This window comes from Nocardiopsis sp. iso_238 (assembly GCF_056173325.1).
This window is the reverse complement of sequence record NZ_CM149668.1, coordinates 2,402,586-2,421,147: the sequence shown is the minus strand read 5'-3', so window position 1 is coordinate 2,421,147 and position 18,562 is coordinate 2,402,586. Positions and strand designations below refer to the sequence as shown.

Genomic DNA, 18,562 nt, shown 5'->3' with positions numbered 1-18,562 from the left:
CAAGTTATCGGGTGGGGCGCCGTCCCCCTCGGGCACCCCCGCGCACGACCCCCCTCAGTCCAACTGCGGCGCCACCGCCGAGGCGACCAGCTCCAGGTGGTCCAGGTCAGACAGGTCCAGGAGCTGCAAGTACATTCTCTCCGCCCCGGCGGCCGCGAACCGGCCGATCCGCTCCACGATCTCGTCCGGGGTCCCGGCCAGACCGTTCTGGCGCAGTTCCGACACGTCGCGACCGATCCGGGCGGCCCGCCTGGACACCTCGGCCTCGTCACGCCCCGCGCACAGCACCTGGGCCGCCGAGTACACGATCGGAGCGGTGCGCCCCGACGCCTTCACGGCGTCGGCGGTGCGCCCGAAGGCCGCCTCGGTGTCCTCCAGCGAGCAGAACGGAACGTTGTACTCGTCCGCGAACTTGGCCGCCAGCCTCGGCGTGCGCTTCGGACCGGTCCCGCCGATCAGCACCGGCGGGTGCGGGCCCTGCTGCGACTTGGGCAGGGCCGGGCCCTCCGCCAAGCGGAAGTGCCGACCCTCGTACCGGAAGGTGTCCCCCACCGGGGTGGACCACAACCCCGTGATGATGTCGAGCTGCTCCTCGTAGCGGTCGAACCGCTCCCGCGCGGAGTCGGGGAAGGGGATCCCGTAGACCGCGTGCTCCTCCTCGAACCAGCCCGCCCCGAAGCCGAACTCGACCCGGCCGCCGCTCATCCGGTCGACCTGCGCGACGGAGATGGCCAACGGACCGGGGTGGCGGAAGGTCGCCGCGGTCATCAGCGTGCCCAGGCGGATCCGGGAGGTCTCCCTGGCCAGACCGGCCAGGGTGATCCACGCGTCGGTCGGGCCGGGGAGCCCGCTGACATGGTCGCCCATGGACAGATAGTGATCAGACCGGAACAGAGCGTCAAATCCGAGATCCTCGACGGCTCGGGCGACGGCGAGTTGGTCCTCGTAGGTGGCCCCCTGCTGGGGTTCAAGGAAGATCCTCAGGCGCATACGCCCCATTTTCTCCCACCACACCGACCGTTCGGAAACCGGCGCGCGGGTACTGTGGAAAAGCCGAGGTCAGGGCCGACCGAACTCGGCCGCCCCCCGTCAGAACCGTTCCGTCCCCGACCCGCGATAGCCCTCCACGTGAAGCTTCTCCGCCGCGCACGACGACGCGCACCCGCCTACGGACCCGACAGCGGCGACCCCGTGCTGCTGTCCGCCGTCGCAGCAGGGGAGACCGACGCCCTGGAGATCCTGCACCGGAGGCACGCCCCCTGGCTGCGGGCCCGGCTGCGCTACCGCTGCTCCGACAACGACCAACTCGACGCCGCGCTCCAGGAGACCTTCCTGGCGGTGTGGCGCAACGCCGGTTCCTTCACCCCCCGCCCGGGTGACACCGACGCCGGAGCCTGGCTGTGGACCATCGCGATCCGTCAGCTCATCTCCCAGCTGCGCAAACGCGCCAACCGGTGGATCGCCGAGAACGATCCCGAACCGTACGAGACGATCGGCGACGCGTCCGCCGAGGACACCGTGCTGCTCAACATCGAGCACGGCCCCCTGGGCGCCGCCCTGCACGAGCTCTCCCCCGAACTGCGCTCGGCGATCAAGGCCACCGTGCTCGACGGCCTGACCGTGCGGGAGGCGGCGGAGATCCTCCAGATACCCGAGGGAACCGTGAAGACACGGGTCATGCGCGCCAAGGCGCGGCTACGGGAGGCACTGACCACATGAGCTGGCACCTGACCCACGACCAACTCCACCAGTACGCGGCCCACACGGCCGACGACGTCACCGCCATGTCCGCCGAGGCCCACCTGACCCACTGCGCCCACTGCCGCGCCCTGCTGCCCTCCGACCAGGACTGGCTGAACCGCAGCTGGGCCGATCTGCGCGACATCGTGGACCAGCCCCGACGCGGCCTGGTCGAGCGCCTGCTGGCCGCGGTCGGCCTGCGCGAGAACACCGCCAAACTCCTGGCCGCCACCCCGCAGCTCTACCGCGCCTGGCTGGGCGCGACCGTACTCGTCCTGGCCATGGCCCTGGTCGTCGCGCACGAGGTGCCGCGCGGCTCCCTGCTCTTCTCCTTCACCGCTCCGATCGTGCCCCTGATCGGGGTGGCCCTCGCCTACGGCCGGGGGGTGGACCCGGCGCACAGCCTCACGTCCGTCACCCCCCTGGCCGGGTACCGGCTCCTGTTCCTGCGCACGGCGGCGGTCCTGGTACCCGCCCTGGTCCTGTGCACCACGGCGGCGTTCCTGATGCCCTCGGTCTCCACCCTGGCGGAGGCGGTCTTCTGGCTGCTGCCCGCGCTGGCCATGGTGGCCGGGTGCCTGGCGCTCAGCCGGTGGGTGGCGCTGAGCCTGGCCGGAGGGATCGTCGGCGTCGCGTGGCTGCTCACCCTGGTCATGCTCGGCACGGCCGAGGGACTGGACCCGCTGCTGCTGTTCACGCCCACCGCGCAGGCCAGCTGGGCGACGGCCCTCGCCCTGCTCGTCGGCGTCGTGCTGTGGAGGGTCAGGACGGCGTGACCACGAGTACCGAGACCACGAACCGGGTCAGCGTGAGCGGGCTGGTCCGCAGCTACGGCACCCGCCGGGCCCTGGACGGGATCGACCTCGAACTGGGACCGGGGGTGACCGGGCTGCTGGGGCGCAACGGCGCGGGCAAGACCACGCTGATGCGCTGCCTGGCCACCGACCTGGAGGCCACCGGCGGCCGCATGCGGGTGCTGGGCCGCGACCCCGACCGCGCCGCCGACCGCACCGAGATCCGGCGCCGGATGGGCTACCTGCCGCAGTTCCCCTCGTTCTACCCGCACTTCACCGTCTTCGGACTGCTGGACTACGTGGCGGTCCTCAAGGAGCTGGGCGGACGCCGCGCACGGCACGACGAGGTGCGCCGCGCCATGCGCCGGGTGGACCTGTACGACCGCAGGCACAGCCGGGTGCGCCGTCTGTCCGGCGGGATGCGGCAGCGCCTGGGACTGGCGGCGGCTCTGCTCGGTGACCCCGAGCTCCTGCTGCTCGACGAACCCACCATCGGGCTCGACCCCGAGCAGCGCATCCGCTTCCGCGACCTCGTCTCCGAACTGGCGGTGCGCAGCACGGTCGTGCTGTCCACACACCAGATCGAGGACGTGTCCGCGCTGTGCCGCCGTGTACTGTGCCTGGACGAGGGCCGCGTGATCTTCGACGGCACCCCCGGCGAGCTGGTGACCCGGGCGCGCGGGCGGGTGTGGGAGCAGGGTTCGCGCCCCGAGGAGGGAGTGACCTCGTGGCGGCTGGCCGACGGCCGGTACCGGGTGCTCGTCCCCGAGGGCGTCGGCGACCCGGACCCGGCGGCGGGCGTGCCGGTGGAGCCGTCGCTGGAGGACGCCTACCTGCTGCTCACCGGAGCGCGGGGCAGTACACGGTGATCGGCGTCCCGACCTTCTGGGCCCTGACCCGGTTCAACCTGCGCCACCTGCTGGTGAGCCCGGTGTTCCTGGCCCTGGTGCCCGCGACCCTGGTCGGGCTGGCGTACTCGTCGTACCAACCCGTGTTGCCCGACTGGTCGGACCTGATCGACCAGGTGAAGCTCCAGACCCTCGGGCTCGCAGCGGTGATGTTCGCGGTCACGACCTTCCCCGCCCTCCGCGAGGCGCGCCATTCGGAGGGGTTCGCGCTGCCGTTGTCGGCCCGTGCCCGCCTGGTCTCCCTGGCCCTGGCGTCCGTGCTGGTCACATCGGTGTGCGTGGGCGTCCTGATCGTCTCCTTCCTGGTGATCGGCCCGTATCCGATCGCGGGGACGGCCAGCCCTCCCGCGGTGCTGGCCCTGTTCGTGCTGGGCTGGTGCGGGCCGCTCGGAGCCGTGGCCTGCGCCGTGTGGACCCGTTCCTACACCCCGCTCGTGGTGTTGCTGCTGCTCGTCCCGGCGTACCTGCTGTACACGGTCACCTCCATGGGGGCCCGGGCGGACGAGATCCTGCGGCGGCTGAACGGTGTGGCCCGCTGGGTGCTGGACCCCCTGCCCGTCAACGAGCCCGCGGTGACCCAGCTCGGCGTGGTGTCCCTGCTGCACGTCTCGCTCCTGGCGGCCCTGATCCTGGCGGTCGCGCTCGCGCGCCGGAGCGGGAGGCGGCTCCTGCGCCCGGTCTCCCTGGGTGCGGTGGCGCTCCTGTTGGCCGGGGTGGCGTTCGTCAACGTGTACGCGCAGAAGACCTACTCCTACTACACGCCCTTCACCGACCGGGACCTGTACGGCGCCGAGGCCGACCCCTGCCGGGTCCGGGAGGGCGTGACCTACTGTCCGCTCCCCGGCTACGAGTCGTGGGTGGACTACTGGCACGCCGCGCTCTCCCCCACGGTGGAACGGATCCCGGAGCGCGCACGGGACCGCCTGCCGATGGTGTGGCAGGGCACCTCGCTCCTGCGCCGGGACGTCCGCGAGTTCCAGACCGGCGGGCTGGTGTTCGGGCACTCCACCCGGCCGTTCCCGCCGCCGGGCACGGTCATGGTGTACGACGAGTGGGACCCCGAGATCAGCTACTACCGCGACGGCCTGACCATCGAGGCCACCATGAACGTGCTCGGCCTCCCCAGGCACCTCGACTACTCGTGCTCGGGCGCGGGACAGGCCAGGATCGTGCTGGGCGCGTGGCTGGTGTCGGCGGACGAGCACTCCACCCGGACCGAGGGCACCGAGGCGGCGGAGGAGTTCCTCTCCTACTACGGCCCCTCAGCGCTCGACGTGAGCCTGACGCACGCGATGCTCGGACTGCCGCCGCAGACCGTCTCCCAGGTGGTGGAGGAGCACTGGGAGTCCCTGCTGTCCCCCGGCACCACCACAGAGGAGCTGGCGGAGCTGCTGGAGCTCCCGGTGACCGACGACACCGTCCCCGACCCGGCCTGGGCGACGAACCGGTGGAGCGAACACCCCGAACCGGCCGACCCCGTCTGCCCCTGACTTCCGGCGCACGCTACCGTGGGGGCGTGAACTACTACTGGCACAAGGTCCTTCCGCCGCTGTGCGCCTGACCGGGCGCACCCGCTGACCTTCCCGGACCCCGAGGCCCCACCGACCCGGTGAGCGGCCCCGTCCGTCGTGCGCCCGTCAACGCACCCTTCCCAGGCGTCCAAGACGGAAAGTACGAACGTGCCAGACCACACCTCCTCCATCGCCACGCCGCGATCGACCCCGCACCGACTCACCGGTGGCGCGCTGCCCATCCTCGGCGCCGCCGTCCTGTGGGGCACCACCGGAACCGCCAGCTCCTTCGCGCCCGACGGGGCGCACCCGGCCGCGATCGGCTCCGCCGGGCTGGTCCTCGGCGGGCTCCTGCTCTTCCTCGTCGGCCGGGGCTCCACCGCCCTGGTCACCGGTTCCGACGCCCGGACCCGGTGGACGCTCCTGTTGGGAGCGGTCGCCGTCGCCGGGTACCCGCTGTCCTTCTACCCCGCCGTCGCCAACGCCGGGGTGGCGGTGGGCACCGTGATCACTCTGGGCAGCGCCCCGGTCTTCTCCGGTCTGCTGGCCTGGTGCGTGGACCGGACGAGGCCCACCGCCCGCTGGGTGGCGGCCACCGTGGCGGCGGTGATCGGCTGCGCGGTGCTCGTCCTGGGCCCCGAACTCACCGGCGCCGCCAGCTCCACCAACGCCCTGGGCGTGTTCCTCGCCCTGGTCGCGGGGTTCTCGTACGCGCTGTACGCGATCATCGCCGAGAAGATGATCCGGCGGGGGCACACCTCCGGCGCGGTCATGGGGACGATGTTCGCCGGGGGCGGCGTCCTCGTGCTGCCCGTGGTGCTGGCCACCGGAACCGCGTGGCTGGCCACGGTGAGCGGCGCGCTGGTCGCCCTGCACCTGGCCCTGTTCACGGTGTTCCTCGCCTACTGGCTGTTCGGCCACGGCCTGCGGCACACGTCGGCCTCCACCGCGACCACGCTGAGCCTGGCCGAACCCGCCGTGGCCGCGATGCTGGGCGTGGCCCTGGTGGGTGAACGCCTGCCCGTGGTCTCGTGGTCCGGCCTGGTCGTCCTCGCCCTGGGCCTGGCCGTCCTGAAGGTGCCCGCGCCCCGTCGTCGCTAGGCCCCAGGGGTGGGGCCCCGAGGCTGGGGCGCCACCCCTGTCCGCCCCCTGTGACGGCGGTGACCTGCGGGTATAGTTCGCGCCACAAATAGGAAGGTTTGTTAACTTTCACTCTTCGGGGGCGGTTAGATTCCCTCTGTCAACAATGTCCGGACCGGGCATCCGTCCCAGCCGCCACAGAGGGCTCAGCCTTGACACACACCACCACCTTCGGCCGGGCCCTCGGGGTCACCGCCGCCGCGGCCCTGGCCCTCGGCCTGGCCTCACCCGCGCACGCCGACGGCTTCCCCGTGAGCGCCAGCAGCGAACTGGTCGGGCTCACCGTGCCCGGCTCGTCCGTCCGGGGCGACTGGGGTTCCATCAGCGTCAACGAGGACATCGGGGGCCAGTACCCCTCCGCCGACCTCGGCTCCGACCCCGGCGGCGTCCGGGACCACTTCACCATCGGGGGGCCGACCGAGTCCCGCGTGAACAGCACCGCCTCGGGCAACGGCCGGGGCGAGGCCAAGTCCGCCATCAACGGCGGCTTCACCCTGAACCTGCCGGGCTTCGACGGCCCCGCGGTCGAGTTCGCCACGCTCCAGAACTCCATCAAGTGCGACTTCTCCGGCAACCTCGTCTGGGAGAACCGGATCAACGGCGGCTCCGGCCAGAACGACCGCGTGGTCACGGTCTTCGGCAACCCGATCACCGCTGACGCCCCCGAGGTGACGGCCACGGTCGACGTGCCGGGCCACGGCCCCGCCGACGTCACCATCCGCAGCGTGGAGCCGACCGACCCCACCGCCGGGCGCGGCCGGGTGTACACCTCCGTCACGGCCGTGGCGGACGGCGCGACCCTGTTCGACCTCACCCTGGGCTCGGTCGCCGTGGACTGCCTCGGTGAGGGCGAGGAGGAGGTCCCGGTCGATCCAGAGGAGCCTGTGGACCCGGAGGAACCGGTCGACCCCGAGGTCCCCGTGGACCCCGAAGAGCCCGTGGAGCCCGAAGAGCCGATCGAGCCTGAGGTCCCGGTCGACCCCGAGGAGCCCGTCGAGCCTGAGGAGCCGGTGGACCCCGAGGTCCCCGTCGACCCCGAAGAGCCCGTGGACCCGGAGGAACCGGTGGACCCCGAGACTGCCGAGGAGGAGACCCCGAAGGCAGAGCCCGAGGTCAGCCCCGGGGAGACCGAGACCCCCGCGCCCGGGACCGGGGGGACGTCCGACGCCGGATCCGGCCGCTCCGGCCAGCGTCTGCCGGTGACCGGCGGCGCCCTGGCGGGTCTCGTCGCCGCCGGAGCCCTCGCTCTGGGTGGCGGCGGGGCCGCCGTCTACTTCGGCCGCCGCAGGCACACCTCGGACGACACCGAGGTCTGACCGACCCGTGACGGGCCCGCACCCAGGGGGTGCGGGCCCGTCGGCGTGCGGGGGGTTATCGAAGTGCTTATGGTCCTTTCCCTGGTAGACGGCGTGCGAACGTCAGTACGCTTCCCGGCAAACATCCCCCTCATCCCCTGACTAAGGAATCCCCTTGCGCAGATCCGCGGCGGCCCTGGCCGCCCTGTCCCTGCTGGCCACGGCCGCCGTGCTCGACGGCACCGCCACCCCCGCCGAGGCCGCTCCCCTGGACGGAGCCTCCGTGGTACCCCTCCAGGTCACCGGAGACCCCTCGGAACGCTTCAACCTGGTCCTGCTCGGCGACGGCTACACCGAGGAGGAGATGCCCCTCTTCCGCGAACAGGTGGACCAGCACCTCAACGTGCAGTGGAGCATCGAGCCGTTCCGCTCGTACCGGAACTACTTCAACGTCTACCTCGTGGAGACCCCCTCGGCGGAGTCCGGTGTGGACTGCGACCCCGCCCACGGGTGGGAGCAGCGCGACACCGCTCTGGGCATGGGCTTCTTCAACGGCTGCGACGAGTCGGCCCTGGAGCGTCTGCTCACCGTCGACTCGTCGGCGGCCAACGCCGCCGCCGACATGGTCCCCGGGGTGTCCGCGAACAACCGGCAGATCCTGGCCCTGGCCAACAGCGGAACGTACGGAGGCGCGGGCGGACGCCTGGCCACCGCCTCGTCCGGCAACGCCCTCTCCGCGCTGATCAGCCCGCACGAGCTGGCGCACTCGCTGGGGGCGCTCCAGGACGAGTACCCGTACTACTTCCGGGACACCAGCCTGGGCCGCTACACCGGCGGCGAACCCACCTCCGCCCACCACTCCCTGATGACCTCCGAGCAGATGCTCGAGGAGGAGGCCAAGTGGTGGCGCTGGCTCGGTGAGGAGAGCGAGTCCGGCGGCACCATCGGCGCGGCCGACCCCGACGGGCACGAGGGCGGCCTCTACCACTCCGAGGGCGTCTGGCGCCCCAGCAACCACTCCATGCTCAAGACCCTGGGCTACTACTTCGACCAGGTCGGGCGAGAGGTGATGACCCACCGGATCTCGGGGCTGCGGGACCGCGCGACCCTGCCGGTCTCGTCCACCCCCGAGGGTGAGGTGGGTGCCGAGGACGCCGTGTGGGTCGAGGGTCCGCACCCCGTCCACCACGAGCTGGACTACACCTGGACGGTCGACGGCGAGGAGCTGACCAACGCCTCCGGCGCACGCGGGCTGGAGCTGGCCGGGCTCGACCTGGCCCCCGGGACCGAGGTCAGCGTCCGGGTCCAGGACCCCACCGAGTTCGTCCGCGACCCCGCCATCCGCGACTCCGCGGCCCTGACCCAGACGCGCACGTGGACCGTGGGCGAGCCCCTGGAGGACGTCGCGGCCGAGGCCGGGTTCACCCGGTACCGCGACACCGAGCGCGCCGTCGGCGCCACCGAGGTCGTCTACGCGGAGACCACCCGCCCCACCGACCGGCTCATGGAGGTCGCCTGGGAGCTCGACGGGTCCGCCGTGTCCACCTCCGCCGACGGGCGCACCCTTGACCTGGGCGCGTTCGACCTCGGCACCGGTGACCACGTGCTGACGGCGACGGTGACCGACCCCGAGGGGCCGGGTTCCCAGACCCTCACCTGGTCCGTGGACGCCACCGACCCGAACGCTCCGCGCGAGCTCTCCGAGGCCGCCGCCACGGTCGCGGGCGGCGAACACCACCTGTACCTCAACGAGTTCTCCATGCGCCTGTCCCCCGAGGACGACGGCGAGGGCCACGTCGTCGGTGAGTTCCGGGTCGACGGTGACGGCTGGCACCACTACTACGGCTGGCCGGAGGACTCCGAGGCACCGTTCCGGTTCACCCCGGACGGGACCAACGTCGACGACCTGGTCTACGGGAGCCTCGGCAGCGGCGGCCTCTCCATGGCCGTGTTCGAGGTCGACTCCCACGAGCCCGGCTGGGGCACCCACACCGTGGAGCACCGGGCGATCGACTCGGCGGGCAACATCGGCTCCCCGGAGTCCTTCACCGCGACGGTCGTCCCCGGCGCGGAGCTGGAGTGCACCGAGACCGTGAGCGGCGCGGTCAACGGCGGCCTGCGGGTCGACGAGGGCGTGGTCTGCCTCGACGGCGCCGAGGTGCGCGGCAGGGTCACCGTGGCCGACGGCGCCTCGCTGGTGGTCGAGGGCGGTTCCCTGAGGGGCGGCCTGTCCGCCTCCGGCGCCGACACCGTCCGGCTCTCCGGCACCCAGGTGAGCGGTGCGGTGTCGATCACCGGGACCACCTCCGAGGTGACGCTCCTGGGCTCCACCCTGTCGGGCGCGCTGGCGCTGAACGACAACACCCAGGTGCCCGCCGACACCTGGTCCGGTGACGCGGGCGGCTACGGACCGGTCCTGGCCGGGAACACCGTGCGCGGCTCCGTGGCCTGTTCCGGCAACAACCCGGCCGTGACCGACTTCGGTGCGGCCAACGACGTCACGGGCTCCGTCGCGGGGCAGTGCTCCGACCTGTGACACCACCGCCCGCGCGCCCCGTCCGGCGCGCGGGCGGCCTTCGCACGACGAGGGCCCGGGACCTCAGTGGTCCCGGGCCCTTCGTGCGGCTCCGGTCCGGCTCCCCGCCGGACGACGTCAGCCGGGGCGCGCCCCGGTCCGGGGTCCTAGGTCGTGTTTTTTGGATCATTCCGCGCTCGCGACCACCAGGCTGCCTCTCGCTGCGCCGATGAAGCTCGGACAGCCAACCCCGGGCGGGCCCCCGCTGTGCGACACTGCGGAGCTTGCGTAGCAGTGCACAGTAGGGGCGACGGCCGCTCGCATCGATGGCGGCTCCGCCGCCACCAGCGAAAGCATCCAAAAAAACGGCCTAGTCCTGCTCGGCCTCACGGTGGCGGCGGGCCAGCTTGACGGGCTCCAGCACGGCCAGGCACTCCACGTGGTGGGTCATGGGGAAGGCGTCGAAGGCGCGCAGCCCCACCAGGCGGTAGCCGGAGCGGTCGAACTCCGCGAGGTCGCGGGCCAGGGTCGCCGGGTCGCAGGAGACGTAGGCGATCCGGCGCGGCTTCATGCCCGCCACCTTGCGGACCACCTCGACACCGGCGCCCGCGCGCGGCGGGTCCAGCGCCACGACGTCGGCGCGCACGTCGGCCCACTCGCGCATCTGCTTGGCCACGTCGGCGCGCTCGATCCGCACCTGCGGGAGGTCCTTGAGGTTGTACTGGGCGTCGCGCACGGCGTGCTCGCCGTTCTCCACGCCCATCACACGCCCCTCGGCGCCGACCGCGTCGGCGAGGGCACCGGTGAACAGGCCCGCGCCGCAGTACAGGTCCAGGGCGGTCTCGCCCTCGCGGGGCTCCAGACCGCCCAGGACGGCGGCGCTCAGGGTCTCCGCGGCGGCGGGGTGGACCTGCCAGAAGCCGCCCGCGCCCACCCGGTACTCGCGCCCGGCCACGTCCTCGCGCACGCCCTTGCGGCCGCGCACCGACTGCACGCGACCGCCCTTGAACCGGCGGAGCACGGCGCTGGAGGCCTGGAGCTCGGGCAGCACGCCGAGCTTGGCGGTGGTCGGGGTGACCACGATGGCGCGGTCGGCGCGGGTGGCGGAGGCGACCGCCTCGACGTCCTTGACGCCCTCCCACTTGACCTCGGTCACGCCGAGCTCGCTGACGCCGGGGTGGGCGATCAGGCACTGGTCGACCGGCTCGATGTCGTGGGAGCGGTGGCGGCGCAGACCGGCCTGGCCGTCCTCGTCCACCGAGAACCGCACACGGGTGCGCCAGCCGAGGCCGTCCGGGGTGCCCGGGAGCTCCTCGACCTCCACGTCGAGGTCGATCCCGGCGATCCGGCTCAGCTGGTCGGAGACGACCTTGGCCTTCATCCGGCGCTGGGACTCCAGGGTGGCGTGCTGCCAGTCGCAGCCGCCGCACATGCCGGGGCCGGAGAACCTGCACGGCGCCTCGACCCGGTCCGGGGAGGCGGTGAGGACCTCGACGGCCTCGCCGCGCAGGAAGCGGGTGGTCTGCTCGGTGACACGCACCCGGACGCGCTCGCCCGGCAGGGCGTGGCGGACGAAGACGACCTGGTCGTCCAGGCGGCCCACACACCATCCACCGTGGGCGACGTCGTCCACTGTCAGTTCGATCTCGTTGCCCACACGGGTCATGGCTGTGTCCTTCGCTGGTCGGGTCGTGTTACGGGTGACCCTGCGCGCACAGCCACCAACCGACCCCAATCTACCGGCCCCGGGGCACCACCCGCGCTGGTACGGACACGGCGGGGGCGGGGTGGACACGCGGACGGGGCCGTCGTGTGCCAAGGTGGAACCGCCGGGGCACGTGGGTCTGTCCGTGTCCCGGGGGGTGGACGGCTATCCGACGGGAGTGCGGACGAGGTGCACATCGTGATCATGGGGTGCGGCCGCGTGGGTTCCACGCTGGCGCACACCCTGGTGGATCTGGGCCATTCGGTGGCGGTGATCGACCAGGACCCCGAGGCGTTCCGCCGACTCCGTACCTCCGTGGCCAAACACGCGGTGCGCGGTGCGGGCCACGACCGGGAGGTCCTGCTCAGCGCCGGTGTCGACCGGGCCGCGGCCTTCGCCGCCGTCAGCAACGGCGACAACTCCAACATCATCGCGGCCCGGGTGGCCCGCGAGGCCTTCGGGGTCCGCAACGTCGTGGCCCGGATCTACGACCCCCGCCGCGCGGAGGTCTACCAGCGCCTGGGCATCCCGACCGTGGCGACGGTCCGCTGGACGGCCGACGCCATCCTGCGCCGCGTGGTGCCGGGGGACGACCGGATCGGCGCCGCGCCCGAGTGGCAGGACGCCTCGGGCAGCCTGACCATGAACGAACTCACCCCGCCGGAGCACTGGGTGGGGCGGACCGTCACCGAGCTGGAGGACGACTTCCGTCTGCGCGTGGTCTACCTGGTCCGTCAGGGGCGCATCGCGCTGGCCCGTTCCGAGGAGACCATCGCGGACGGCGACGTGCTGCACGTGGTGGGGCACAGCCGGGACATGGCCGACCTGACCCGGCGGCTGGACGGTCGGCACGAGGACGAGACGGGGCGTGGGTGAGATGCGGATCGCCATCGCGGGAGCCGGGAGCGTGGGCCGCTCCATCGCCACGGAACTGGCGGGCAACGGCCACGACGTCCTGCTGATCGACCGGGACACCCGGGCGATCGGGGTGGACGACCTCCCCCAGGTCGAGTGGCTGTTGGCCGACGCCTGTGAACTGGCCACCCTGGAGGACGCCCGGCTGGGCGACTTCGACGTGGTCATCGCGGCCAGCAGCGACGACAAGGTGAACCTGGTCGTCTCCCTGTTGGCCAAGACCGAGTTCGCCGTCGACCAGGTGATCGCCCGGATCAACGACCCGGCCAACGAGTGGCTGTTCGACGACTCCTGGGGTGTGGACCTGGCGGTCTCCCCGCCGCGCCTGATCGCGGACCTGGTCGAGGGCGTGACCGACGAGGAGGACTACGCGGAGGAGGGCACCCTGCCCCCGCTGCCCGGCGCCGAGATCGCGGAGTCGGTGCTGCACGCGGCGAGCCCCTTCGCGGACCGGCCCGAGAGCGACCTCACGGCCGAGCTGCCCGAGGGTGTGGCCCTGGTCGCGGTGGTGGGTCCGGGCGGGGTGCGCCCGCCCTCACCGGAGCGGACCCTGTCCGTGGGCAACACCGTGGTGTTCCTGGCCGAGCCGGAGGCGCTGGGCTCCCTGGAGGAGCTGCTGGACCGGGTGGAGGACGGCGAGGAGGCCGCGCCCCAGGCCTGAGGCCAGGTCGCGGCCCGTGGGTCCCTCAGCGGTCCTCGGGGGTGTCGGCGGCCTCGGCCCGCGCCAGGGGGGTGCGCCCGCGTGCCAGCACCCACACCATGCCGGCGAAGGCCGCCACCTGGAGCGGCCAGCCCATGGCGACCTTGGACAGCCCCAACAGGGCGAAGGTGTTGGCCCAGTCGTTGGTCTCGGCGAGCCAGAGCGGGTACTGGACCAGCACCCGGATGACGCAGGGCAGCACGAGCAGCCAGGTCAGCCGGGAGGCGAGCGTGACCACGGCCGGGTCCCTGCGCCAAGAGGTGAAGTCCTCCCTGTTCCCGATGAACGGGCCGATCATGAGGCCGATCACCGGCCAGCGGACGAGGACCGACAGACTCAGCACCACCGCGTAGACCGCGTTGTAGATGATCCCGGGCAGGAAGGCGTCCTCGGCGTTGCCGCTGCGCATCGCGAAGACCGCCGCCAGGCCGATGCCGAAGAGGCTGGTGAACACGTACTGCAGCGAGGAGCGCCGCACGAGCCGGAGCACGCCCAGGAGCAGGGCCGCCCCGACCCCCAGCACGATCGACAGCCGCAGGTCCTCACTCACGATGTAGGAGATCGTGAAGGTCAGGGTGGGGATGGCGGTCTCGACCATGCCCCGCTTGCCGCCCAGGGCCTCGGCGAGCTTGGTCCGGACCAGCGCCTCGACCGTTCCCTCGGTGACGGCGGGCTTCTCCGTCGGCTCGTCGGTCTGGGCCGCCTCGTCGGAGGCCCGCTGCTGCTCAGTCATCCCGCTCCCGCTCCGGTGTCGCCGTGCGGCCTGTACGGCCGCCAGCCATGATGCACCACCCTATGCGACCCGTCACAGCCGGGGAGTGGCGTTCCGGTCAACCCGTGACCGCCCCGGTAGGGGCTTGCCCTCCTTTGTCAGGTGATGCGGCGTGCCCCTTCTCACCACGGTGGCTGGCCCGGGGCCGCGTCCTTCCGTACGCTGGCGGCCCACCCGCTCTCGTGAGGAGTCATCCCGATGACCACCCGGCAGGAAGCACCCGACGAGGAGCACCTCCGCTTCGCCCTCGCGCTCGACCCCGAGCTGGTCGAGGAGGGGAGCTCGCACGTGTGGTCCCCGTACTCGGTCGGCGCCGTGCTCGGTCTGCTGGCCACCGGCGCGGGCGGCGACACCCTCAAGGAACTGGTGGACCTCGTCGCCCCGGACAGCGGCGACCCCCGGGGGCACCTGGAGACGCTCAACGCCGCGGTCGAGGCCGCCGAGGGGCTGGACCTGGCCACGCTCAACGGCCTGTACGTCCCCGCCGACCTCCCGCTGCGCGCGGAGTTCGAGGAGCGGGTCGCGGGCCAGTCCGACGCCGAGGTGGACCGGGTCGACTTCCGCGGGGACGCCGAGGGGGTGCGCCGACGGGTCAACGGCCGGGTCTCGGAGGTCACGCGCGGGCTGGTGCCCGAACTGCTCGCCCCCGGCACCGTCCACCCCGACGTCCGCATGCTCCTGGTCAACGCCCTGTGGGTGAGGCTGCTGTGGGCGGAGCCCTTCGAGCCCTCCCGGACACGCGACCGCGACTTCCACGCCCCGGACCGCACCCACCGGGTTCCCACCATGCGGCGCACCGGGTCACTGGCCCACGCCGCGCACGAGGGACTGCGGATGGTCACCCTGGAGGGCGAGCACGGTCTGGCCCTGGACGTGATCGTGCCGGACTCCCCCGGGGCTGAACGCGCACCGATCCCGCCGCTCACCCCGCGGACCCTGCGCGGGCTGTACCTGGCGCGTCGGCGGGAGCAGGTGAGCCTGGCGCTGCCGCGTTTCGAGGTCCAGACGGACACCGCCCTGCTCGACCCCCTGGCCGCCACCCCCGCTCACGTGCGCACCCTGGCCACGGACGGCGCCGACTTCGGCGGGATCAGCGAAGAGCCCCTGAAGGTCGACGCCATCGTGCACCAGGCGGTGCTGCGCGTGGACGAGAAGGGAGCCGAGGGCGCCGCCGCCACCGCCGCCGTCATGCTGATGTCGGCCGCGGTCCCGCCGCCCCCCAAGGAGTTCGTCGTGGACCAGCCCTTCCTCTTCGTGCTGCGCCGTCGGGGCGCGGTCCTGTTCACCGGCCGGATCACCGACCCCGTGGACCCGGGACCGGCCGGGTGAACGCCGCCGGGCTCAGTCCCTCTGGAGGAAGGCGGCGGTGACCTCGGCCAGGGCCTCGTGCGCTTCCGCGTCGGTCAGCTCCGGTTCGGCGTCTCCGGACTGCGCCCCGTAGGCGCCGAACTGGGCGTGGTTCATGCCCTCGACCACGTTCACGTCGGCGTCGCCCGGCAGGTGGGGTCTCCGCTCCGAGACCTCCGACGGGGGCAGGACCCCGTCCCGTCCGCCGGCCACCGACAGCACGGCGAGGTCGTCGCGGTCGGCCAGCCCGGCGCTCTCGGTGGCGTAGGAGGCCCACAGGACCAGCCCCGCCCACTCGACGCCGCCGTCGTCGGAGCCCAGGTGCTGCGCGGCGAAGGCCCCGCCCATGGAGTGCCCGCCCAGGTACCACTCGGAGACCTCCGGGGCGGCGCCGACCGCGCTCTCCCCTCGGGCGGAGTCCAGCACGGCCAGGTTGAGGCGCAGGTCGGGGACGACCACCGTGACCCCGGTCCTGGCCACCACCGGCGCCCAGGAGGCCGTGTAGGCGCCGGCCTCCACCCGGGCGCCGGGGTAGAAGACGACCCCCGTCCCCGAGGGGTTCTCGGCGGGGGTGATCAGCACGCCGTCGGAGCCGCGCTCCACGACGACGGCCGGGTCCCGTTCGGCCCGGGCCAGCGGTTCCGGCTCGGCCCGGTAGGGATCGAGCGCCCAGACCACGAAGGCCGTGGCGGCCACCAGCACCAGAGCGGTGCACACGGCCAGCGTCCACACCAGGACGCGTACGGCCCTGCGTCCCCGCACGCGTTCGCCGCCGACACCGTCACTGTCCATGTCCGCCTCTTCTCGATTCCGGGCGCCGGGCCTCGGAGCTGTACGGAGCACTGGCGGTGCGCGAACCGTGGTCGGGCACACGCGGGCACGACGAACCGAACACGCGACCCACCGACTCCGTAAGCGCCCTCGGCCCGGGCGACTCCACGTCCTTTCGCACCGTATCGCCCTGTTTGCACCGTCTCGCGTCGGGTGCTCCCCGGCCGGAACCCCACCGCGCGAGAGGCGGTGGGTCAGGTCTCGAAGACCTCGAAGGAGGTGGCCAGCGGCACCCCGGCCCACTCCCCCGAGCGCACGGCGCCCTCTCTCAGGAAGGTTCGCTGGTCGAAGCCGTCCAGGTTGGCCAGGTACACCTCGTGCGCGTCCAGGGAGGCGACACCGGCGGCCAGGTCGTCCTCGCCCAGTTCGACGAAGTGGGTCGGTTCCGGGGCCGCGCCGAAGGCCACGAACCGCACGCCCCGCCAGGGCTCCAGTCCCTCCGCGAGCTGCTCGGTGAACACCCACCGGTTGTCGGCGTCGCGGACCGCGTCCAGCAGGGCGGGACCCAGCACCCGGTGGTCGGCGTGGTTGAACCCGCTTCCCCCGGCGAAGTACTCACGGAAGTTGATGGAGACGATCACGTCGGGTCGGTGTCTGCGGATCGCCCCGGCCAGGGCCGCGCGCAGCGGCAGACCGTACTCCAGGGTGCCGTCGGGGAAGTCCAGGAACTCGACGGTGGACGCGCCGACGGCCGCCGCCGAGGCGCGCTGCTCGGCCATCCGCAGGGGCGCGCAGGCCGCCGGGTCCAGGGAGTCGATCCCGGCCTCGCCCTGGGTCACCAGGAGCTCGACGACCTCCTTGCCCTGAGCGGTCCACCGGTGGATCGCGGAGGAGGCACCGAACTCCAGGTCGTCCGGGTGGGCCACCACCGCCAGCGCCCGTCCCCAGTCCTCGGGAAGCGGCCGGGGAGCGCTGTTCTTCGTTGTCTGAGCCATGTGGCCCACACTACGGAACGGCGCACCCCCGGGCACGGTTGTCCACAGGCCGGATACGCGAGGACTCAGGAACCGGTGGGCGGTCCGGCCGCCGAACCGTTGGGGGAGGCGCCCACGTTGCCGTGCTGGGCCGCCTGCTGGGCGGAGCGCTGCTGCGCGGCCGCCGCCATCTGCTCCTGGATCTTCTTGGGCACCGTGATCTGCAGCAGCTCGTTGGGCGGCACCGGCTGCTCGCCGCGCACCACCACGATGTTGGCGAAGACCTGCTCGATCTCCGACATCACCTCGGGCTTGCTGGCGCCCTCGCCGCGGATCACGCCGCGCAGCACCCAGCGGGGACCGTCCACGCCGATGAAGCGCACCCGCTGGCCCAGCTGCCTGCCGTCCTCGGTCTTCTTCCCCTTGATGGGGATGACCGCCTGGAGCTCGGGACCGAAGGTGCCGTCGTGGTCCTCGGCCTTGCCGCCCTGCTGGGTGACCTGCTCGCGCAGTTCCTCGCGCATCTCGTCCCAGAGCCCGGACGACTTCGGCGCGGCGAAGGGCTGCACCTGGAGCGCGGTCTTGCCGCGGACCAGGGTGACCCCGATGATCTTCTGCTTGTTCTGCTTGTCCTGGGCGACGTTCACCTGGATCTCGGTGCCCTGCTCCATCGGCAGGAGCATGCTGCCCAGGTCCATCCGCTCGGCCTCGGGGGCGTCCTCGGTGGAGTCCCACGGTCCGGTCCGCCGGTACTGGTCGGCGTCCTTGGCGGGCTGTTCGGAGGCGCGCTCCGGCTCGATCTCGTTGTCGAAGGAAACCGCGCCCGCGGCGCCCCGCCGCTGCGGCTGGGCCTCCGTCTCCGTGGCTCTCTCGGTCTCTTTGTCCCGCTTCTTGCGGCGGCGTCCAAACACGCCTTCACCTCTCCGCTTCTTCCGTAGGTCCCGGGATCACACCGGGGAGTGAGGGGACGTCACCGCTGCGCGGCGTGGCCCCCGGTCGAACCGAAACCACCCGCACCGCGCACCGAGTCGGGGAGCGCGTCCGCCTCGACGAACTCCGCCCGCTCCACGCGCTGGATCACCATCTGCGCGATCCGGTCGCCGCGCGCGATCGTGACCGGGGTGTCGGTGTCGGTGTTGAGCAGGGTCACCCTGATCTCCCCGCGGTACCCGGCGTCGACGGTTCCCGGGGCGTTGACGACCGTGACCCCGTGCCGGGCCGCCAGCCCGGACCGGGGGTGCACGAAGGCCGCGAAGCCGTCGGGCAGGGCGATGGCCAGACCGGTGGGGACGGTGGCGCGTTGTCCGGGGTCGAGCCGGACGTCGACGGCGGCGTACAGGTCCGCGCCCGCGTCACCCGGGTGGGCGTACGCGGGCAGCGGGAGGCCGGGGTCCAGGCGACGGACCGCGATGGTCAACCGGTCGGCTTCCAGGGATGAGGTACTCACATTCGCCGAGCCTATCGCTCCCGGGGCT

At 72.6% G+C, this 18,562-nt stretch carries 17 protein-coding genes; 10 read left to right on the top strand and 7 right to left on the bottom strand.

Translation table 11 applies throughout. From position 1 onward, the window contains the following. Positions 1-54: 54 nt before the first annotated feature. Positions 55-990, bottom strand: coding sequence for an LLM class F420-dependent oxidoreductase (locus tag AC0VYL_RS10720; protein WP_475483027.1), 936 nt, complete (start codon positions 988-990; stop codon positions 55-57). 138 nt (positions 991-1,128) lie between these two features. Between AC0VYL_RS10720 and AC0VYL_RS10715 the strand changes: the two genes are divergently transcribed. The 7 genes from AC0VYL_RS10715 to AC0VYL_RS10685 all read left to right on the top strand — a co-directional run bounded on the left by AC0VYL_RS10715 (position 1,129) and on the right by AC0VYL_RS10685 (position 9,924). After that, positions 1,129-1,719 (top strand): RNA polymerase sigma factor, encoded by a 591-nt coding sequence (locus tag AC0VYL_RS10715; RefSeq protein ID WP_475462446.1) that lies wholly within the window; start codon positions 1,129-1,131, stop codon positions 1,717-1,719. After that, positions 1,716-2,516, top strand: a complete 801-nt coding sequence (locus AC0VYL_RS10710; protein WP_475483026.1) for a zf-HC2 domain-containing protein — start codon at positions 1,716-1,718, stop codon at positions 2,514-2,516. Before AC0VYL_RS10715 ends, AC0VYL_RS10710 begins: the two co-directional genes overlap by 4 nt. Then, positions 2,513-3,403 (top strand): ATP-binding cassette domain-containing protein, encoded by an 891-nt coding sequence (locus AC0VYL_RS10705; RefSeq protein WP_475462440.1) that lies wholly within the window; start codon positions 2,513-2,515, stop codon positions 3,401-3,403. Before AC0VYL_RS10710 ends, AC0VYL_RS10705 begins: the two co-directional genes overlap by 4 nt. Next, complete coding sequence (locus AC0VYL_RS10700; protein WP_475483025.1) at positions 3,400-4,932, top strand: hypothetical protein; 1,533 nt, start codon at positions 3,400-3,402, stop codon at positions 4,930-4,932. Before AC0VYL_RS10705 ends, AC0VYL_RS10700 begins: the two co-directional genes overlap by 4 nt. A 189-nt stretch (positions 4,933-5,121) precedes the next feature. After that, the gene (locus tag AC0VYL_RS10695; protein WP_475483024.1) at positions 5,122-6,054 is read left to right on the top strand and encodes a DMT family transporter; all 933 of its coding nucleotides are present in this window, start codon (positions 5,122-5,124) and stop codon (positions 6,052-6,054) included. A 191-nt stretch (positions 6,055-6,245) separates the two neighbouring features. Continuing rightward, positions 6,246-7,409, top strand: coding sequence for a hypothetical protein (locus AC0VYL_RS10690; protein ID WP_475483023.1), 1,164 nt, complete (start codon positions 6,246-6,248; stop codon positions 7,407-7,409). Positions 7,410-7,563: 154 nt separating this feature from the next. Continuing rightward, a complete protein-coding gene (locus tag AC0VYL_RS10685) occupies positions 7,564-9,924 on the top strand; it encodes a M64 family metallopeptidase (RefSeq protein ID WP_475483022.1) in 2,361 nt (786 codons plus the stop codon). A gap of 349 nt (positions 9,925-10,273) precedes the next feature. Here AC0VYL_RS10685 and AC0VYL_RS10680 read toward each other — a convergent pair whose 3' ends face one another. Beyond that, positions 10,274-11,569, bottom strand: coding sequence for a class I SAM-dependent RNA methyltransferase (locus tag AC0VYL_RS10680; RefSeq protein ID WP_475483021.1), 1,296 nt, complete (start codon positions 11,567-11,569; stop codon positions 10,274-10,276). 228 nt (positions 11,570-11,797) lie between these two features. On the opposite strand from AC0VYL_RS10680, the gene AC0VYL_RS10675 reads away from it, so the two are divergent. Beyond that, positions 11,798-12,484, top strand: a complete 687-nt coding sequence (locus AC0VYL_RS10675) for a potassium channel family protein (RefSeq protein ID WP_475483020.1) — start codon at positions 11,798-11,800, stop codon at positions 12,482-12,484. Further along, positions 12,477-13,184 (top strand): potassium channel family protein, encoded by a 708-nt coding sequence (locus AC0VYL_RS10670; protein WP_475462423.1) that lies wholly within the window; start codon positions 12,477-12,479, stop codon positions 13,182-13,184. Before AC0VYL_RS10675 ends, AC0VYL_RS10670 begins: the two co-directional genes overlap by 8 nt. A 25-nt stretch (positions 13,185-13,209) precedes the next feature. On the opposite strand, the gene AC0VYL_RS10665 is transcribed toward AC0VYL_RS10670, so the two are convergent. Beyond that, the gene (locus tag AC0VYL_RS10665; RefSeq protein ID WP_475462421.1) at positions 13,210-13,956 is read right to left on the bottom strand and encodes a DUF3159 domain-containing protein; all 747 of its coding nucleotides are present in this window, start codon (positions 13,954-13,956) and stop codon (positions 13,210-13,212) included. 237 nt (positions 13,957-14,193) lie between these two features. On the opposite strand from AC0VYL_RS10665, the gene AC0VYL_RS10660 reads away from it, so the two are divergent. Continuing rightward, positions 14,194-15,324 (top strand): serpin family protein, encoded by a 1,131-nt coding sequence (locus AC0VYL_RS10660; protein WP_475483019.1) that lies wholly within the window; start codon positions 14,194-14,196, stop codon positions 15,322-15,324. Between the two features lie 12 nt (positions 15,325-15,336). Here the strand turns inward: AC0VYL_RS10660 and AC0VYL_RS10655 are convergent, their stop codons facing one another. The 4 genes from AC0VYL_RS10655 to dut form a co-directional block, all read right to left on the bottom strand. After that, the gene (locus AC0VYL_RS10655) at positions 15,337-16,134 is read right to left on the bottom strand and encodes an alpha/beta hydrolase (RefSeq protein WP_475483018.1); all 798 of its coding nucleotides are present in this window, start codon (positions 16,132-16,134) and stop codon (positions 15,337-15,339) included. A gap of 233 nt (positions 16,135-16,367) precedes the next feature. Further along, the gene (locus tag AC0VYL_RS10650) at positions 16,368-17,108 is read right to left on the bottom strand and encodes a PIG-L deacetylase family protein (protein ID WP_475483017.1); all 741 of its coding nucleotides are present in this window, start codon (positions 17,106-17,108) and stop codon (positions 16,368-16,370) included. Between the two features lie 65 nt (positions 17,109-17,173). Continuing rightward, a complete protein-coding gene (locus AC0VYL_RS10645) occupies positions 17,174-17,998 on the bottom strand; it encodes a DUF3710 domain-containing protein (RefSeq protein ID WP_475483016.1) in 825 nt (274 codons plus the stop codon). 59 nt (positions 17,999-18,057) lie between these two features. After that, positions 18,058-18,534 (bottom strand): dUTP diphosphatase, encoded by a 477-nt coding sequence (gene dut, locus AC0VYL_RS10640; protein WP_475483015.1) that lies wholly within the window; start codon positions 18,532-18,534, stop codon positions 18,058-18,060. Positions 18,535-18,562: the final 28 nt, after the last annotated feature.